Below are 17,114 nucleotides of genomic sequence, written 5' to 3' on the forward strand. Positions count from 1 at the left end.
GGAACTGACCGTCGTCCACGTCATGCGGCACGGCGAGGTGGAGAACCCCACGGGCGTCCTCTACGGCCGTCTGCCCGGCTACCACCTCTCCGACCTGGGCCGGCGCATGGCCGACCGGGTCGCCGAGCACCTGGCCGAGCGGGACGTGACGTATGTCGTGGCCTCCCCGCTGGAGCGGGCGCAGGAGACGGCGACGCCGATCGCCAAGGCGCACGGGCTGGACCTCGCCACCGACGCGCGGCTCATCGAGGCGGACAACGTCTTCCAGGGCAAGACCTTCGGCATCGGCGACGGCGCGCTGCGCCGGCCCGGCAACTGGAAGCACGTGGTCAACCCGTTCAAGCCGTCCTGGGGCGAGCCGTACGTCGACCAGGTGGTGCGCATGATGGGCGCGCTGGACGCGGCCAAGGAGCGGGCGCGGGGGCACGAGGCCGTGATGGTCAGCCATCAGCTGCCGATCTGGATCCTGCGGTCCTACGTCGAGCGGCGGCGCCTGTGGCACGACCCGCGCAAGCGGCAGTGCACCCTGGCGTCCCTGACGACGTTCACGTACCGGGGCGACCGCATCGTCTCCGTCGGCTACACCGAGCCGGCCCGCGACCTCGTCCCCGCCCACCTCCTCGCCGGCGCCAAGCCGGTCAAGGGGCAGGGCAAGGCGTACGGGGCCTGAGGGGCCGGCACGGCCGACCCCGCGGTATGTGACTCCCCGTCACGTGATCCGCACAAATTTCCGGAACCCGCACGTTCGTCACGTCCTCTGACCTAGTGACCACCAGAGGACGTGACGAACGAGGTTGCGATGCGCACTTCCACCCGCACTCTCACCCGCAGGGGGATGCTCCGACTCGGCGCGGGCGCCGCGGCCGCCGTCGGGGTCGCGGGCTGCGGTACCGGCTCCCACCCGGCGTCGGACGGCTCGCACCGGGCCGACGGCTCCGGGAAGCCCTCGCCTTCGGGCAGCGAGACGGCTCCCGCCAAGCCCATCGGGGACGGCTCGACGTCGTACACCGGCAAGCAGCCCCACCAGCCGGACGCCCCCGTGCCGCTGGAGCCGGGCGAGACTCCGCCGCAGTTCGTCGTCTTCTCCTGGGACGGGGCGGGCGAGGTCGGCAACGGGCTCTTCCCGCGCTTCCTGGACCTCGCGAAGGAGCACGGCGCGCACATGACCTTCTTCCTCTCCGGGCTGTACCTGCTGCCCGAGTCGAAGAAGCGCCTCTACGACCCGCCGAACAACCCGCGCGGCGCCTCCGACATCGGCTACCTCACCGACGCCCACATCAAGGACACGCTCGCGGGCGTGCGCCGGGCCTGGCTGGACGGCCACGAGATCGGCACCCACTTCAACGGCCACTTCTGCGGCGGCAGCGGCACGGTCGGCAACTGGACCCCGGCGCAGTGGCGCAGCGAGATCGACCAGGCGAAGTCCTTCGTCAAGGAGTGGCGGACCAACACCGGCTGGACCGACCTGCCCTCGCTGCCCTTCGACTACGACAAGGAGCTGGTCGGCGGCCGCACGCCCTGTCTGCTCGGCCAGGACAACCTGCTGCCCACCGCCCGCGAGCTGGGCTGGCGCTACGACGCCTCCTCGCCCGGCGGCCGTCAGGTGTGGCCGGTGAAGAAGGACGGCATCTGGGACCTGCCGCTCCAGCAGATACCTTTCCCCGGCCACTCCTTCGAAGTGCTCTCGATGGACTACAACATCCTGGCCAACCAGTCCGTCAACTCCACCAAGGCGCCCGCCCACAACTACCCCGGGTGGCGCGAACAAGCCACCAACGCCTACATATCCGGCTTCAAACGGGCATACGAGACGAATCGGGCGCCGTTCTTCATCGGCAACCACTTCGAGGAGTGGAACGGCGGCATCTACATGGACGCCGTCGAGAACGTCCTCCGGCACATCGCCCGGGAGAAGGAGAAGAGCGGGCAGGACATCCGGCTGGTCTCCTTCCGCCAGTTCACCGACTGGCTGGACGTGCAGAAGCCGGAGGTGCTCGCCGCCCTGCGCACCGTCGAGGTCGGGCAGCGGCCGGCCGGCGGCTGGGGCGCCTTCCTCAAGGACGCCGCCACCGGCTCCGCGACACCCAGCGGAAACGCCGCCTGAAATGCGGGTTTCCGCCCGTGAGGGGGGTGCCCAAGATCCCCGGAACGGACATGCGAAACTTTTCACATGAGTGCCGCCAGCCGCGCCCCCCTGCGCTCGTCCAGCACAGCCGTCCGCGTCCGCCGCCGCGCCGCCCTCGCCGCCGGCGCGGCCGTCTCGGCGCTGCTCGTGTCCGCGTGCAGCTCGGGCGGCACCTCGGGCGGGGGCGGGCAGACCGGCTTCGTCACCGGCTCGGACGGCATCTCCACCGTCAAGGAGGGTGAGCGGGCCGACGCCCCCGACCTGTCCGGCAAGACGGTCGACGGCGGACAGATCGACGTCGACGACTACCGGGGCAAGGTCGTCGTCCTCAACGTGTGGGGCTCCTGGTGCCCGCCCTGCCGGGCCGAGGCCAAGAACTTCGAGAAGGTCTACCAGGACGTCAAGGACCAGGGCGTCCAGTTCGTCGGCATCAACACCCGCGACACCTCCGTCGGTCCGGCCAGGGCCTTCGAGGAGGAGTTCGGCGTCAGCTACCCGAGCCTGTACGACCCGGCCGGCAAGCTGATGCTCCGCTTCGAGAAGGGCACCCTCAACCCGCAGGCCATCCCCTCGACGCTGATCATCGACCGCGAGGGCAAGGTCGCCGCCCGCACCCTCCAGGCGCTGAGCGAGGAGAAGCTCCGCAAGATGCTGGAGCCGTACCTGAAGGACACCTCCGGCGGGTCGGGGAAGTGACGTGAGCGCACTGTCCACGCTCGCCGTGGCGGGCAGCAACGGCACGGTGCTCAACGGCGCCCTGCTGGTGGCCCTCCCCGTCGCGCTGCTCGGCGGCCTCGTCTCCTTCTTCTCGCCCTGCGTCCTGCCGCTCGTCCCCGGCTACCTCTCCTATGTGACCGGCGTCACCGGCACCGACCTCCAGGAGGCCCGGCGCGGGCGGATGGTCGTCGGCGCCTCCCTCTTCGTCCTCGGCTTCACGGCCGTCTTCGTCTCCAGCGGCGCGCTGTTCGGCTACTTCGGCCAGACCCTCCAGGAGAACCAGGGCGTCCTGACCAAGGTGCTGGGCGTCTTCATGATCCTCATGGGCGTCTTCTTCATGGGTCTGATGCCCTGGCTCACCCAGCGCGAGTTCCGCTTCCACCGGAAGCCGGTCAGCGGCCTGATCGGTGCCCCCGTGCTCGGCGCCCTGTTCGGTATCGGCTGGACGCCCTGCATCGGACCGACCCTCTCCTCCGTGCTGATCCTCTCCTCCCAGCAGGGGACCGCCGGCCGCGGCGCGATACTGACCGTCGCCTACTGCCTGGGCCTCGGCCTGCCCTTCGTGCTGGCCGCGGTCGCCTTCCGCAAGGCGCTCGGCGCCTTCGGCTGGATCAAGCGCCACTATGTGTGGGTGCTGCGGATCGGCGGCGGCATGATGATCGCGACCGGCCTCCTCCTGCTGACCGGCGCCTGGGACAGCATCGTGCAGGACATGCAGACCTGGTCCAACGGCTTCACTGTAGGGATCTGAACCGATGAGCGGCACTTCGAAAACGGCGCCCGGCAAGACGCCGGCGAACGGGGCCCCGGCGCCCGGCGAGGACCAGGACCTCGGCGCCGCCGGCTCCCAGCTGACCACCGCCCCCAAGGAGGAGACCCCGAACCTCCCCTCCCTCGGCGTCATCGGCTGGGCCCGCTGGTTCTGGCGGCAGCTCACCTCGATGCGGGTGGCGCTGCTGCTGCTCCTGCTGCTGTCGCTGGGCGCCATCCCGGGGTCGCTGATCCCGCAGGAGGGCGTCGACGCCATGAAGGTCGAGGAGTTCCGCGGCAAGCACGACGTCCTCGGGCCCCTCTACGACAAGCTCGGCCTCTTCCACGTGTACAGCTCGGTGTGGTTCTCCGCGATCTACATCCTGCTGTTCGTCTCCCTCATCGGCTGCATCGTGCCGCGCACCTGGCAGTTCGTGGGCCAGCTGCGCGGCCGTCCGCCGGGCGCCCCCCGGCGCCTGAGCCGGCTGCCCGCGTACACCACCTGGCGCACCGGGGCGGAGCCGGAGGAGGTCCGCGAGGCCGCGCTGAAGCTGCTGCGGAAGCGCCGCTTCCGCGCCCACGCGGTCGGTGACGCCGTCGCCGCCGAGAAGGGCTATCTGCGCGAGGCGGGGAACCTCGCCTTCCACGTCGCCCTGATCGTGATGCTGATCGCCTTCGCCTGGGGCCAGCTCTTCAAGTACGAGGGCAACAAGCTGATCCTGGAGGGCGACGGCTTCTCCAACACGCTCACCCAGTACGACGACTTCAAGTCCGGCAACCTCTTCGACCCGGACCACGACCTGACCCCCTTCAGCTTCAGCCTGAAGGACTTCCACGGCACCTACGAGGCGACCGGCCCCAACCGCGGCACCCCCCGCGTCTACGAGGCCCAGGTCACCTACAGCGAGGGCGCCTACGGCGACGAGAAGTCGAAGGTCATCGAGGTCAACAAGCCGCTGGAGATCGACGGCTCGAAGGTCTACCTCACCGCCCACGGCTACGCGCCGATCCTCACCGTCAAGGACGCGAAGGGCAACGTCGTCATGGACAAGGAGGCGACGGCCCTGCTGCCGCTGGACTCCAACGTCACCTCCTCCGGCGCCGTCATGGTCCGCGACGGCTACCGCAACGCGAAGGGCGAGAAGGAGCAGCTCGGCTTCAACGCCTTCTTCCTGCCGACCTACGGCGGCGAGGGCAGCACGATGCTCTCCACCTTCCCCGCGCTGCTCAACCCGATGCTGGCGCTCTCCGCCTACCACGGCGACCTCGGCGTCGACGCGGGCTTCGCCAAGAGCATCTACCAGCTCGACAAGACCAACCTGGAGGAGTTCAAGGACTCCGACGGGGAGCTGTTCAAGAAGCAGCTGAAGATCGGCGAGACCATGACCCTCCCGAACGGCGCCGGCACCGTCACCTTCGACGGCGTCCAGGAGTGGGCCAACTTCCAGGTGACCCGGCAGCCCGCCAGCGGCTGGGCGCTGGCCGGCTCCGTCGCCGCCATCCTCGGTCTCGCCGGCTCCCTGTTCATCCAGCGCCGCCGGGTCTGGGTGCGGGCCGTCAAGGGCGACGACGGCGTCACGGTCGTCGAGATGGCCGGCCTCGGACGCAGCGAGTCCGCGAAGGTCCCCGAGGAACTCGGCGACCTCGCCGCGGTCCTGTACGAGCCGACGAACGACGACGACACCCCCGATTCACCCGACACCCACGTCGTACCTGCCGAAGGGCCTGAGAAGTGACTCTCGCCGCCGCAACCAACGAGAACCTCGCGAACATCAGCAACACGCTGATCTACTCCGCGATGGCCGTCTACACGCTGGCGTTCTTCGCCTACATCGCCGAGTGGCTCTTCGGCAGCCGCAGCAAGGTCGGTCGCACCGCCGCCGCGCTCACCGCGTCCGGCGAGGACAAGGCCAAGGCCAAGTCCAAGGCGGCGCCGGCCGTCACCGTCAAGAAGGCCGGCGGCACCGCCGTGCTGGAGCGGCCGGAGGTCGTGGTGCGCGCCGCCACCGGCTCCCGTGACGTGCCCGACGGCCCCGGCGCGCACGGCGGCACCGAGAAGGGCGACCTCTACGGCCGGATCGCCATCTCCCTCACCGTGCTGGCCTTCGCCATCGAGGCGGGCGGGGTGCTCACCCGCGCGCTGTCGGTGAAGCGGGCGCCGTGGGGCAACATGTACGAGTTCAACATCACCTTCACGACGACCGCCGTCGGCGTGTACCTCGTCCTGCTGGCCCTGAAGAAGAACGTCCGCTGGCTCGGCCTCCCGCTGATCACCACGGTCCTGCTCGACCTCGGCCTCGCCGTCACGGTCCTCTACACGGCCAGCGACCAGCTCGTCCCCGCGCTGCACTCGTACTGGCTGTACATCCACGTCTCCACCGCGATCTTCTGCGGCGCGGTCTTCTACGTCGGCGCGGTCTCCACGATCCTGTACCTGTTCAAGGACGGCTACGAGAACAAGCTCGCCTCCGGCGGGACCCCCGGCCGCTTCGCCGACTCCGTCCTGGACCGCCTGCCCTCCGCCGCGTCCCTCGACAAGTTCGCCTACCGCGTCAACGCCGCCGTCTTCCCGCTGTGGACGTTCACGATCATCGCGGGCGCCATCTGGGCGGGCGACGCCTGGGGCCGCTACTGGGGCTGGGACCCCAAGGAGACCTGGTCCTTCATCACCTGGGTCGCCTACGCCGGCTACCTGCACGCCCGCGCCACCGCCGGCTGGAAGGGCCGCAAGGCCGCCTACCTGGCCCTGGCCGCCTTCGCCTGCTGGCTGTTCAACTACTACGGCGTGAACATCTTCGTCTCCGGCAAGCACTCCTACGCGGACGTGGGCCTGGGCGCCCTCCAGTCCGTGGGCTTCTGACCCGCCGACGCCCGTACGCCGAAGGCCGGTTCGCGTGACCCACGTCACGGGAGCCGGCCTTCGGCGTACGGACGGGCCGGAGACGCGGGGACGCATCGTGCCTAGGGACGGCCGCGGGCGACGCCCGTGACGACGTCCCGCAGCCGCTCCACGTACAGGCTCAGGTTCTTGTGGGCGACGTCGGTGTCCGGGTAGCGGGCGGCGAACCACAGGCCCTCCGGGAGCCGGGTGACCCAGGCGCACACCTGGTCGCCGTAGGAGACCCGGAGCAGGGCGTACGCCGTGCGGTCCGGCCAGCCGTCGGCGCCGGGGACACCGCGGGCGTCGACGTAGGACACGATCGAGTACAGGTCGGGCGAGGTCGGCCGGAAGTCCGTGCCGAGCAGGCGCAGCACCCGGTCGATCGGCATGCGGGACATCCGCCGGTTGGCCTGGAGCTGGGCGCGGACGGTGCGCAGGGCACCGGTGAAGTCGCCGGCCCCGGTCACCGGGACCTCGATCGGCGCGCCGCCCACGTACCAGCCCACCGACTCCGACCACTGGGACCGCGACCGGGTGTGGAACGGGACGACGGTGCGGTAGACGGACTCCCCGCCGATCTCGTGGACGGCCAGCGCGGTGGCGGCCAGGACCCCGACCAGGCTGCCGCCGTAGGGACGGCAGTACGCCTCGAAGGCGGCGGCGTCGGCCGCGTCCACCAGCGGCTCGCGCAGCAGCTTCTGCTCGGGCAGCGGGCCGCCCGGCTCCAGGCCGAGGTCGACGGGGAAGGACGGCAGCCGCCCGTCGCACCGCCGGATGAACTCCCGCCAGCGGCCCACGATGTCGTGGTCGCCGTCGATCCGGTCGGCGTCGGCCCGTTCGGCCTCGCAGAAGTCGACGTAGCTGCCGACCCGGGGCCGCGGCACGCTCCGGCCCGCGACACCGGCCGCGTACAGCTCCTCGACCTCGGCGGGGATGCGGTAGATGGAGTAGGCGTCGACGTTGCTGTGGTCGAAGGCCATGTAGACGCTGACCCCGTCGTCGCGGACGACCGCCGTGTAGATGAGGTTGGGCCAGCGCAGGGCGTCGGCGACCCGGTCGAAGCGGTCCTGGAGGTGGCGCGCCAGTTCCGTCGCGTCCGGGAAGTCGCCGACGTCCTCGCGGTGCAGGGAGACGGCGTCCGCGTCGAGGGTGAACCTGCGCATGGGGGCGCCGGGGACGCCGTCCCAGCGGAAGCCGCTGCGCAGCGTCTCGTGCCGCAGGGTCCAGGTGCGCAGCGCCTCCTGGAGCACGTCGAGGTCGACGGGGCCCGGGAGGTCGAAGGCCGCGCCCAGCCAGGTCGGCACGAACAGGCCGTCGTCGCGCACCGACCGGGCCGTCCGGATGTGCGACTCCTGGATGTACGCCGGTGGCCGCGCGTCCTCCGGCAGCGCCGCCGCGACCTCGACGGTCGCCGGACTGAGCGTCCACTCGACGAGGCGCCCGGGCCGGATCTCGCAGCGGTGGATGTCGGTCAGTCGCACGAGGGGTCTCCGTTCGCAGATGTAACAGACCCGACCAAGGGAATGCCGTGCCCGCGACCGCGTACACGGTGTGTCGGCACTCTTCAACGGAACGGATGGCCCCTCGAACGGCGGTACGCCCTCGCCGCCGGGCCGCCGTCACGGGTCCTCCACATCCTCCAGGTAGGCGTGGAGCGCGCCCGCTCCCGCCAGCATCGCCCGGGTCCGCGCGGTGAGGAGCCGCCCGCGCTCCTCGACCGCCGCGCGCAGCGCCGCACTGCCCCCCTCCCGCCGCAGGCCGTCCAGGACGGGACGGATCTGGTCGAACAGGTAGTGGCTGCGGCGCAGCGTGTGCACCACCCGGGCGTCGCGCACGTCGGCGGGCCGGTACACGCGGTACCCGGTGCCCCGTTCCCGGTCGGGCGCGAGCAGCCCCGCCGCCTCCCACACCCGCAGCGCGGACGTCCGTACGCCGATCAGCGCGGCCACCTCGCCGATGCGCAGCCCCCCGGAGCCGGGCGGCGGCCCGGTCTCCCGCCCGGCGAGCGCGGCCAGCGCCTCCTTCGCCGCCCGCAGCGAGACCCGCTCCTCGTGCAGCGCGGCGTGCGCGGCGTCCACGCGGGCGAGCGCGCCGGGCACGTCCCCGGCGTGCACGGTCCGCATGACCGCCGTGGCCACCACCGGCCCGTACCCCTGGAGCAGCCGCCGGTACGTCAGCAGCGCCCGGCGGTGCCGTTCGCCGAAGACCCGGTGGCCGGAGTCGGTGCGCCCGGCCGGCGGCAGGACACCGGCGTCCTCGTAGTTGCGGATCTGCTGGGTCGAGAGGCCGGCGAGGCGGGCCAGGTCGACGGTGCGCAGACGGCGGTCGTTCGTCATCGCGTCGAGGGTATGGCCCGCGCCCGGGACCGGAGCTTCCCGATGGGCGCCCCGCACGGCTCCGAGATCCGCTACGTCCTCGGCGGCGTGTCGGGCACCCCCGCCCACGTTCCCCCGGGACCACCGGTGCGATCTGTGGCTCCGGCAGAGCCCGTCCGGCTCATGACCGGCTCCAGCACGGCGTAGTCCGCGAAGAGGCGCCGGTAGCGCAGGTGCCGGGTCTCCCGGGTGTGCCCGCGCTGCCACTCCTCCACCTCCTCCGGGCCACGGCACGGCCCGGAGGAGGCGCCGCAGTCGGCCTCGTCCCCGGAGACGCAGCGCGCCTCGTACTCGGGCAGCGCGGACGGGTCCTGGGCGATCACGAACGGCACGTACCGGAAGACGCGGCGCGTCCGCTCGTGCGCCTGCCGCCGGTGCCGGGCGAGCAGTACGTCGGCGTCGGTCTCGGCGCTGCCGTCACCGACGGCCCGGGCGTGGGAGCGCAGCGCGGCCAACTGCGCGCAGGCGGCGCAGCCGGCGACCGGTTCGGGCGGCGGCGGCAGGGCGACCAGCGCCCGTGCCGTCGACGCGTCCGCGAACGACCGGTCGTTGGCCGCGCGCACCGCCGCGCTCAGTCGTCCCTCACGATCCATCGTGCAACCTCCGTGACTGTGGGTGTATCGAGCGTCGCCCAGGGGAATCGTCGGGAGCAATGCTCGACGCGTGACACTCGCGCACTGTCACGAAGGGGAGGCGCGATCGTGGGGCGACGCAACGCCGAGGGGCCGGGGGCGAGTACGGCCGCCGTGTTCGGGGAGGTGTTGCGCCACTTCAGGGAGGCCGCCGGGCTCACCCAGGAAGGGCTCGCGGTCCGCATCCCGTGCGACCGCTCGCACGTGGCGCGGGTGGAGGCGGGGTCGCGGGTGCCGCAGGACACGTTCGCGAAGTCGTGCGACGAACTGCTGGGCACGGGCGGGGTGCTGGGGCGGTTGTGGGGCCGGATCGACTGGTATCCGGAGGTGGAGCATCCGGACTGGTTCCGGCGGCGGGCGGAGATGGACGCGGTCGCGGTGGCGCTGCGGGAGTACCAGGAGCGCGTGATCCCGGGGTTGTTGCAGACGGAGGAGTACGCGCGGGCGTTGTTCTCGCGGGTGGCCGATCCCGATGAGGCGGAGGAACGCGTGCGGGCCCGCATGAGTCGTCAGCGGCGGTTCCTGGACGCAGGCGGTCCGGCCTACCACGTGGTGCTGGACGAGAGTTGTCTGCGCACGGTCGTCGGAGGTCCGGCGGTCATGCGCGGTCAGTGCGCACACCTGCTGGACGTCGGACGCCGCCCGAACATCCGCGTCCAGATCGCTCCCGCGGGCCTCGCGGTTCTGATCCGGCCCAACGCCTCCATGTCGTTGATCGAACTTCCCGACGGGCAGCGGTGGGTGTACTCGGAGTCGCTGGACCGAGGCCACTTCAGCGACGATCCGGCCCTCTTCAGGCGACACAGCCAGACGTACGATGTGCTCAGGGCGGATGCTCCGTCGGCTCCTGATTCCGCCGCTCTGATCAGTGACGCGTTGGAGGGGTTCCAGCAGGATGGACAAGCACGAGTTCGGCGCGGCGACCTGGATCAAGAGCAGCTACAGCGGCGACAACGGCGGCAACTGCGTAGAAGTGGCCCCCCGTTTCCCCGGCGCCGTCCCCGTGCGTGACAGCAAGGACCCCGACGGCCCGGTCCTGGTCGTCGGCCGTTCCGCCTGGACGGTGTTCATCGCGGCCCTCCGGTGACCTACATGGCTCCTAGGGTCCGGGCACGACAGCCCCGATCACCAGGAGCCCGCCCATGAACCTCGTCTCGATCCGCGTCATCACGGCCGACGTCGCCCGCCTCGTCGAGTTCTACGAACGCGTCACCTCGCTCCGCGCGACCTGGGCCACCGAGGACTTCGCCGAGATCCGCACCGGCTCCGGCACCCTCGCGATCGGCAGCACCCGGACGGTGCCGCTCTTCGCCCCCGGCTCCGCCCGCCCGGCCGACAACCGCAGCGCCGTCATCGAGTTCCGCGTCGACGACGTGGACGCCGTCCACCGCGACCTGGCCGGCTCCGTGGACGACATCGTCAAGGAACCCACGACGATGCCCTGGGGCAACCGCGCCTTCCTCTTCCGCGACCCGGACGGCAATCTGGTCAACTTCTTCACCCCGGTGACACCGGAAGCCGTCGAGCGGGCCGGGTGACGATCTTCGCTGACGGAGTCTCACCAGACGTATACGGCACCGTACTTGGGGGGCGTCGTGCTAAAGATGTAGCTTCCCGTGAGCGCCGTGGCGGCCCCACGGGCGCTCGCGGCGACAGGTGAACGGGGACAGAGTTGAGCGGGGAAGCCGTATCCGGCCTCACGGGCAGTGGCGCCGAGCCGTTGGAGGACGAGGACCCGCGCCGGATCGGGCCGATCCCGCTGCTGGGCCGGCTCGGGGCCGGTGGCATGGGCCGGGTCTACCTCGGCGTCCACGAGGGCCGCTACGCGGCCGTCAAGCAGGTGCTGCCCTCGGTCGTCGCCGAGGACAAGGACTTCCTGCGCCGCTTCGGGCACGAGCTGGACAACCTCGCGCGCCTGCCCGAGGAGGCGACCGCGCCGCTGCTCGCGGGGGACCGGGACGCCCGTCCCCCGTGGTTCGCCACCGCCTACGTCCCCGGCATCACCCTGCGCGAGGCCGTCGACCTGCACGGTCCGCTGCCCGCCGGGGCACTGTGGCTGCTGCTGCGCGAGGCCGCCGCCGGGCTGGCGGCCGTGCACGCGCTGGACATGGTGCACCGGGACCTGAAGCCGTCCAACGTGATGCTCACGCTCGACGGTGCCACCCTCATCGACTTCGGTGTGGCCCGGGCCGCCGAGCAGAGCCAGCTGACCCGGACCGGCATGGTGGTGGGCACGCCCGCCTACATGTCGCCCGAGCAGGCGTCCGGGAAACGGGCGTCCAGCGGCGTGGTCGACGTCTTCGCGCTGGGCTCGGTCCTCGCCTACGCCGCCTCCGGCCGGCCCCCCTTCGGGGACGAGTCGGGGCACGCGGTGCTCTACCGCATCGTGCACGAGGAGCCCGACCTCCAGCCGCTGCGCGAGCTGGACGCCGAACTCGCCGACGTCGTCGCCGCCTGCCTGGACAAGGACCACGAGGGCCGGCCGACGGCGGCCGAGCTGGTGGAGACCGCGCAGCGGCACGGGCCGTTCACCGAGCCGCTGTGGCCCGAGGCGGTGAACGGCCCGCTGGCCGAGCGGGCGGCCTTCGCCTCGACGGTCCCGGAGCCCGGGGAACCGCCCGAGCCGCAGGAGCGGGAACCGTCCCTGCCGGCCGTGGTCCCGGACGGACGGCCCGCCCCGCGCGAGCGGCGCGGCCGTACCAAGGTCCTGGCGTTCGTGATCCCGGTCGTCGTCACCGGGACGACGCTCGGCGTCACCTTGCTGCCGTACGCGATGGACGACGGGGACCAGGGCGCGAACGCGGGCGCGCCGCCCACGGCGACCGGTTCCGCGGTCCCGGGTCCCGAGGGCTCCGCCACCGCCACGTCCAGTCCGAGCGCTTCCGCTTCCGGCAGTCCCGAGGGCGGGGAGAAGGAGAAGGCGGACAAGGGCGGGGGCGGCGAGAAGGGCGCGGGTGACGGCGGCGCCGCGCCCGCCGGCGACGGGGACGCGGGGACCTCCGGAGGAGCGCTGGGCGAGGGCTCCGGCTCCGGCGGCTCCTCGGCGTCGGGCGGGTCCTCCGGTGCGGACGGATCGTCGGGTGCCGGCGGTTCGTCCGGTTCGGGTGCGGGCTCCGGGAGCGGGTCCGGCGCGGGCGGTTCCGAGGAGGGCGGTTCGGACGGCGGCGGGTCCGTGCCGGACACCTTCATGCTGAAGAACGGGTCGAGCGGGAAGTGCGTGTACATGGGCACCCCCGTCGACGACGGCACCTGCGGGGGCGACATCGCCGTCTTCCGCTTCCAGGGCACCTCGGGCGGGGCCTTCAGAATCCTCAACGTGGGCACGGCCGAGTGCCTCCACTCCAGGACCGCGAACGCCTGGCTGGTCAAGGACACCTGCGGCTCGTTCGGCGGGGAGTGGCAGCAGGGGGCGAACGGCTCGCTCAAGAACCTCAACACCGGCGGCTGCCTCGACCTCAACCGCCGGGCGTCCAGGATCGGCCTGACCACCACGACCTGCACCGGCTCCGCCTCCCAGCGCTGGACCAGGATCTGACGGAGGGGGGCGCGGCGAGGGTCAGGCCCCGTCGCGCTTGCCGCCCCTGCGGTCCTCGTCGTCCTCGGGACCGCCGCGGCCGGTGTCCCGGGGACCGTCCTCGGCCCGGTCCTCGTCCGCGGCACCGGGCCGGTCGCCCAGCGACTTCAGGAAGTCGGGATTGTCGTCCGGCGCGACCCACTGCCGGCGTCCGCCGCCGCCCTGCCACGGCGACGAGCCGGCCGGCTGCCGCTTCTTGCCCGCGATGATCCAGGAGATCGACCCGACCAGCGGGAAGAGCAGCACGAGGATCGCCCACAGCGGCTTGGGCATGTGCCGGATGTCGTCGTCCTTGGTGCTGATGCAGTCGATGAACGCATAGACGCTCAATGCCAGTGGGATCAGGAACATCAGCACCCGAAGCATGGAGCCTCTCCAGCGAAAGCGGTGGGAGTACAGGGTCGGTACAGGGCCAGGGTAGCCGCTCGGGGATACTGGACCGCATGGCTTACGACGATCTTCGCTCCCTGCTCAGGGCGCTGGAGCGCGAGGGCGACCTCAAGCGCATCAAGGCCGAGGTGGACCCGTACCTGGAGGTCGGGGAGATCGTCGACCGGGTGAACAAGGCCGGCGGCCCCGCCCTGCTCTTCGAGAACGTGAAGGGCTCCGACATGCCCCTCGCGATGAACGTGTTCGGCACCGACCGGCGCCTGCTCAAGGCCCTCGGCCTGAAGTCGTACTCCGAGATCTCGGAGAAGATCGGCGGGCTGCTCAAGCCCGAGCTGCCCCAGGGCTTCGTCGGCATCCGCGAGGCCTTCGGGAAGCTCGGCGCGATGACGCACGTGCCGCCGAAGAAGGTGAAGCCGGGCACCGCGCCCGTCCAGGAGGTCGTCCTGCACGGGGACGACGTGGACCTCGACCGCCTCCCCGCGCTCTTCACCTGGCCCGACGACGGCGGCTCCTTCTTCAACCTGGGCCTCACCCACACCAAGGACCCGGAGACGGGCGTCCGCAACCTGGGCCTGTACCGCCTCCAGCGCCACGACAAGCGCACCATCGGCATGCACTGGCAGATCCACAAGGACAGCCGCAACCACTACCAGGTCGCGGCCCGGCGCGGGGAGCGCCTGCCGGTCGCCATCGCCTTCGGCTGCCCGCCCGCCGTGACGTACGCCTCCACCGCCCCCCTGCCCGGCGACATCGACGAGTACCTGTTCGCCGGGTTCCTCCAGGGCAAGCGGATCGAGATGGTCGACTGCAAGACGGTCCCGCTCCAGGTCCCCGCGCAGGCGGAGGTCGTCATCGAGGGCTGGCTGGAGCCCGGCGAGATGCTTCCCGAGGGCCCCTTCGGCGACCACACCGGCTTCTACACCCCGCAGGAGCCCTTCCCCGCCCTGAAGATCGACTGCGTGACGATGCGGAAGCGTCCGCTGCTCCAGTCGATCGTGGTCGGGCGGCCCCCGACGGAGGACGGCCCGCTGGGGAGGGCCACGGAGCGCTTCTTCCTGCCGCTCCTCAAGATCATCGTCCCGGACATCGTGGACTACCACCTCCCCGAGGCCGGCGGCTTCCACAACTGCGCGATCGTCTCGATCGACAAGAAGTACCCCAAGCACGCCCAGAAGGTGATGCACGCCATCTGGGGCGCCCACATGATGTCCCTGACCAAGCTGATCGTGGTCGTCGACTCCGACTGCGACGTCCACGACCTGCACGAGGTCGCCTGGCGGGCGCTCGGCAACACCGACTACGCCCGCGACCTCACCGTCGTCGAAGGCCCGGTCGACCACCTCGACCACGCCTCCTACCAGCAGTTCTGGGGCGGCAAGGCCGGCATCGACGCCACGAAGAAGCTGCCCGAGGAGGGGTACACGCGAGACGGGGGCTGGCCGGACATGGTGCTGTCCGACCCGGAGACGGCGGCGAAGGTCGACCGCCGCTGGAAGGAGTACGGACTGTGACGTCGGCTTCCGCCGCGCTGCCGCAGCAGCCGGGGCGCACCAAGGCGTTCCTGCGCCTGGTGATGATCGAGCACTCGGTCTTCGCCCTGCCCTTCGCGTACATCGCCGCGCTGACCGCGATGTACGAGTGGGACGAGAACATCCACTGGGGCCGGCTGCTCCTGGTCACCGTCGCGATGGTGGGCCTGCGCACCTTCGCCATGGCGGTCAACCGGATCATCGACCGCGAGATCGACGCCCGCAATCCGCGCACCGCCCACCGCGAGCTGGTCACCGGCGCGATGTCGGTCAAGCACGCCTGGACCGGCGCGCTGATCGCCCTGGTCGTCTTCCTGGGCGCCGCGGCCCTGCTCAACCCGCTCTGCCTGGCCCTCGCCCCCGTCGCCGTGATCCCGATGGTGGTCTACCCCTACGGCAAGCGGTTCACGAACTTCCCGCAGGCCATCCTCGGTCTCGCCCAGGCGATGGGCCCGATCGGCGGCTGGCTGGCGATCAGCGGCGAGTGGTCCTGGGAGGCCGTGATCCTCGGCCTCGCCGTCGGCGTCTGGATCGGCGGCTTCGACCTGATCTACGCCTGCCAGGACGTCGAGACCGACCGGCAGGTCGGCGTGAAGTCCGTCCCGGCCCGCTTCGGCATCCCGGCCGCGATCTGGGGCGCCCGCGCCTGCCACACCGTCACCACGGCCCTGTTCGTCTGGTACGCCGTCGCCACCGACGCCGGTGTCTTCTTCTGGCTGGGCCTGCTGATCGTCGCCGGCGCCTTCGTCTACGAGCACACCCTCGTGCGCCCCCACGACCTGACCCGTCTGAACAGGGCGTTCTTCAGCGTCAACGGCTTCATCGGCATCGCGCTCTTCGTGTGCGCGCTGCTCGACCTGCTGGTGCGGGGGCTCACCGTCTGAAAACCCTGAGCCTGCGACTAGGCTCAGCATCATGAAGCCAGGACAGACCCAGCGCACGCCTTGGATCGTGGGGGTGTCGGGGGCATCCGGTACGCCTTACGCGGCAGCGGTGCTGCGCGCGCTGCTCGCCGCCGGCGAGAGCGTCGACCTGGTGGTCAGCCGGGCCTCGCGGCTCACCCTGCTCGACGAGACCGGCATCTCCTTCCGCGACGCCCACTGGCGGGACGACCTGCGCGCCTGGCTGGCGCGCGGGGCCGACGGGAAGCCGGACACCTTCGACGTGGACCTCTCCGGCGACCGGGTGCGGCACTGGAGCGCGGGCGACCTCGCGGCCGGGCCGTCCTCCGGGTCGTACCCGGTCAAGGGCATGCTGATCGTGCCCGCGTCGACGGCCTGCGTGGCGGGCGTCGCCCTCGGGCTGTCGAAGGACCTGCTGCAGCGGTCGGCGAGCGTGACCCTGAAGGAGCGCCGCAAGCTGGTCGTGGCCGTCCGGGAGACCCCGCTGGACGGCCGGACCCTCAGGCACCTGGTGACCCTGGACGACGCGGGCGCGACCGTGGTGCCCGCCTCGCCGGCCTTCTACGCGGGGGCGACGCACATCCAGGACCTGGTCGACTTCGTCGCCGGACGCGTCCTCGACGCGGCCGGTGTCGGGCACGGCCTGTACCGCCGCTGGAGCGGCGACCTCGGCGGGGCGCGCCCCGCCGGCTGAGCACCACCTCCCCCCACACGTTTGTTACCCACATCGTCAGACCTCTTCAGTGGAAGGCTTCGATCGCATGGACGCGGTGGACAGGCAGCTCATCCAGGCCCTGAGGGAGAACGGCCGGGCCTCGTACGCGGAGCTGGGGCGCCTCGTCGGACTGTCGGGACCCAGCGTCACCGACCGCATCAACCGGCTGGAGGCGGCCGGAGTCATCACCGGGTACCGCGCCACCGTGGACTCCGCCTCGCTCGGCCTCGGCGTCACCGCGCTGATCGGCGTCTCGCTCTCCGACGCCGCCGACCACGAGGACGTGGCGCAGCGGCTGCGGGACCTCCAGGAGATCGAGGACTGCTGGTTCATCGCCGGCGACGACTCCTACATGCTCAAGGTGCGCGCGGCCGACGTGGACGGCCTGGAGAGCATCATCCGGCGCCTGTCGGGGACGAAGGGCGTCTCCCGGACCCGTACCACCATCGTCCTGTCCACCAAGTGGGAGAACCGGGTGGGCGAGCTGCCCGAAGAGGTGTAGGGCGCGGGGCGTACGGTTTACG

At 71.5% G+C, this 17,114-nt stretch carries 18 protein-coding genes; 14 read left to right on the top strand and 4 right to left on the bottom strand.

Translation table 11 applies throughout. The annotated features are described in order from the left end of the window. Positions 1 to 22 precede the first annotated feature (22 nt). The 6 genes from ACFZP7_RS19940 (at position 23) to ccsB (ending at position 6,452) form a co-directional block, all read left to right on the top strand. Positions 23 to 670, top strand: a complete 648-nt coding sequence (locus ACFZP7_RS19940; RefSeq protein ID WP_046248932.1) for a histidine phosphatase family protein — start codon at positions 23 to 25, stop codon at positions 668 to 670. Positions 671 to 799: 129 nt separating this feature from the next. Then, positions 800 to 2,104 carry a hypothetical protein gene (locus tag ACFZP7_RS19945; protein ID WP_193448806.1) on the top strand — a complete coding sequence of 435 codons (1,305 nt, stop codon included), beginning with the start codon at positions 800 to 802 and terminating at the stop codon, positions 2,102 to 2,104. A 66-nt stretch (positions 2,105 to 2,170) separates the two neighbouring features. After that, entirely contained in the window at positions 2,171 to 2,821 is a 651-nt protein-coding gene (locus ACFZP7_RS19950) for a TlpA disulfide reductase family protein (protein ID WP_125536230.1), read from the top strand. Between the two features lies 1 nt (position 2,822). After that, positions 2,823 to 3,593: a cytochrome c biogenesis CcdA family protein gene (locus tag ACFZP7_RS19955; RefSeq protein WP_019328494.1), complete on the top strand. Its 771-nt coding sequence runs from the start codon at positions 2,823 to 2,825 to the stop codon at positions 3,591 to 3,593. 4 nt (positions 3,594 to 3,597) lie between these two features. Then, positions 3,598 to 5,328, top strand: a complete 1,731-nt coding sequence (locus ACFZP7_RS19960) for a cytochrome c biogenesis protein ResB (RefSeq protein WP_019328493.1) — start codon at positions 3,598 to 3,600, stop codon at positions 5,326 to 5,328. After that, on the top strand, positions 5,325 to 6,452 hold the full coding sequence (ccsB, locus tag ACFZP7_RS19965; RefSeq protein ID WP_031019367.1) for a c-type cytochrome biogenesis protein CcsB: 1,128 nt from the start codon (positions 5,325 to 5,327) through the stop codon (positions 6,450 to 6,452). The genes ACFZP7_RS19960 and ccsB overlap by 4 nt, the downstream gene beginning before the upstream one ends. A 101-nt stretch (positions 6,453 to 6,553) precedes the next feature. Here the strand turns inward: ccsB and ACFZP7_RS19970 are convergent, their stop codons facing one another. From ACFZP7_RS19970 to ACFZP7_RS19980, 3 genes are all read right to left on the bottom strand, one after another. Then, entirely contained in the window at positions 6,554 to 7,954 is a 1,401-nt protein-coding gene (locus ACFZP7_RS19970; protein ID WP_031019366.1) for a condensation domain-containing protein, read from the bottom strand. A 138-nt stretch (positions 7,955 to 8,092) separates the two neighbouring features. Next, positions 8,093 to 8,809: a TioE family transcriptional regulator gene (locus ACFZP7_RS19975; RefSeq protein ID WP_385635054.1), complete on the bottom strand. Its 717-nt coding sequence runs from the start codon at positions 8,807 to 8,809 to the stop codon at positions 8,093 to 8,095. Between the two features lie 71 nt (positions 8,810 to 8,880). Then, entirely contained in the window at positions 8,881 to 9,441 is a 561-nt protein-coding gene (locus tag ACFZP7_RS19980) for a hypothetical protein (protein ID WP_246534219.1), read from the bottom strand. Positions 9,442 to 9,594: 153 nt separating this feature from the next. Between ACFZP7_RS19980 and ACFZP7_RS19985 the strand changes: the two genes are divergently transcribed. The 4 genes from ACFZP7_RS19985 (at position 9,595) to ACFZP7_RS20000 (ending at position 13,015) form a co-directional block, all read left to right on the top strand. Next, entirely contained in the window at positions 9,595 to 10,491 is an 897-nt protein-coding gene (locus ACFZP7_RS19985; RefSeq protein WP_355100284.1) for a helix-turn-helix transcriptional regulator, read from the top strand. Further along, the gene (locus ACFZP7_RS19990) at positions 10,454 to 10,567 is read left to right on the top strand and encodes a DUF397 domain-containing protein (protein WP_223780374.1); all 114 of its coding nucleotides are present in this window, start codon (positions 10,454 to 10,456) and stop codon (positions 10,565 to 10,567) included. The genes ACFZP7_RS19985 and ACFZP7_RS19990 overlap by 38 nt, the downstream gene beginning before the upstream one ends. Positions 10,568 to 10,622: 55 nt before the next feature. Beyond that, on the top strand, positions 10,623 to 11,018 hold the full coding sequence (locus ACFZP7_RS19995; protein WP_355518557.1) for a VOC family protein: 396 nt from the start codon (positions 10,623 to 10,625) through the stop codon (positions 11,016 to 11,018). Between the two features lie 134 nt (positions 11,019 to 11,152). After that, a complete protein-coding gene (locus ACFZP7_RS20000) occupies positions 11,153 to 13,015 on the top strand; it encodes a protein kinase domain-containing protein (RefSeq protein WP_385635057.1) in 1,863 nt (620 codons plus the stop codon). Positions 13,016 to 13,036: 21 nt separating this feature from the next. Here the strand turns inward: ACFZP7_RS20000 and ACFZP7_RS20005 are convergent, their stop codons facing one another. Then, positions 13,037 to 13,420 (bottom strand): PLD nuclease N-terminal domain-containing protein, encoded by a 384-nt coding sequence (locus ACFZP7_RS20005; RefSeq protein ID WP_220672163.1) that lies wholly within the window; start codon positions 13,418 to 13,420, stop codon positions 13,037 to 13,039. A 77-nt stretch (positions 13,421 to 13,497) separates the two neighbouring features. On the opposite strand from ACFZP7_RS20005, the gene ACFZP7_RS20010 reads away from it, so the two are divergent. From ACFZP7_RS20010 to ACFZP7_RS20025, 4 genes are all read left to right on the top strand, one after another. Continuing rightward, on the top strand, positions 13,498 to 14,955 hold the full coding sequence (locus ACFZP7_RS20010; RefSeq protein ID WP_019328484.1) for a menaquinone biosynthesis decarboxylase: 1,458 nt from the start codon (positions 13,498 to 13,500) through the stop codon (positions 14,953 to 14,955). Next, positions 14,952 to 15,857, top strand: coding sequence for a menaquinone biosynthesis prenyltransferase MqnP (gene mqnP / locus ACFZP7_RS20015; protein WP_385635060.1), 906 nt, complete (start codon positions 14,952 to 14,954; stop codon positions 15,855 to 15,857). Before ACFZP7_RS20010 ends, mqnP begins: the two co-directional genes overlap by 4 nt. A 31-nt stretch (positions 15,858 to 15,888) precedes the next feature. Then, entirely contained in the window at positions 15,889 to 16,569 is a 681-nt protein-coding gene (locus ACFZP7_RS20020) for a UbiX family flavin prenyltransferase (RefSeq protein WP_031019358.1), read from the top strand. A gap of 67 nt (positions 16,570 to 16,636) precedes the next feature. Then, positions 16,637 to 17,092 (top strand): Lrp/AsnC family transcriptional regulator, encoded by a 456-nt coding sequence (locus ACFZP7_RS20025; RefSeq protein WP_019328481.1) that lies wholly within the window; start codon positions 16,637 to 16,639, stop codon positions 17,090 to 17,092. The last annotated feature ends 22 nt before the right edge of the window (positions 17,093 to 17,114 follow it).

The organism is Streptomyces sp. SudanB5_2050 (assembly GCF_964272335.1).
Lineage (GTDB): Bacteria > Actinomycetota > Actinomycetes > Streptomycetales > Streptomycetaceae > Streptomyces > Streptomyces rochei.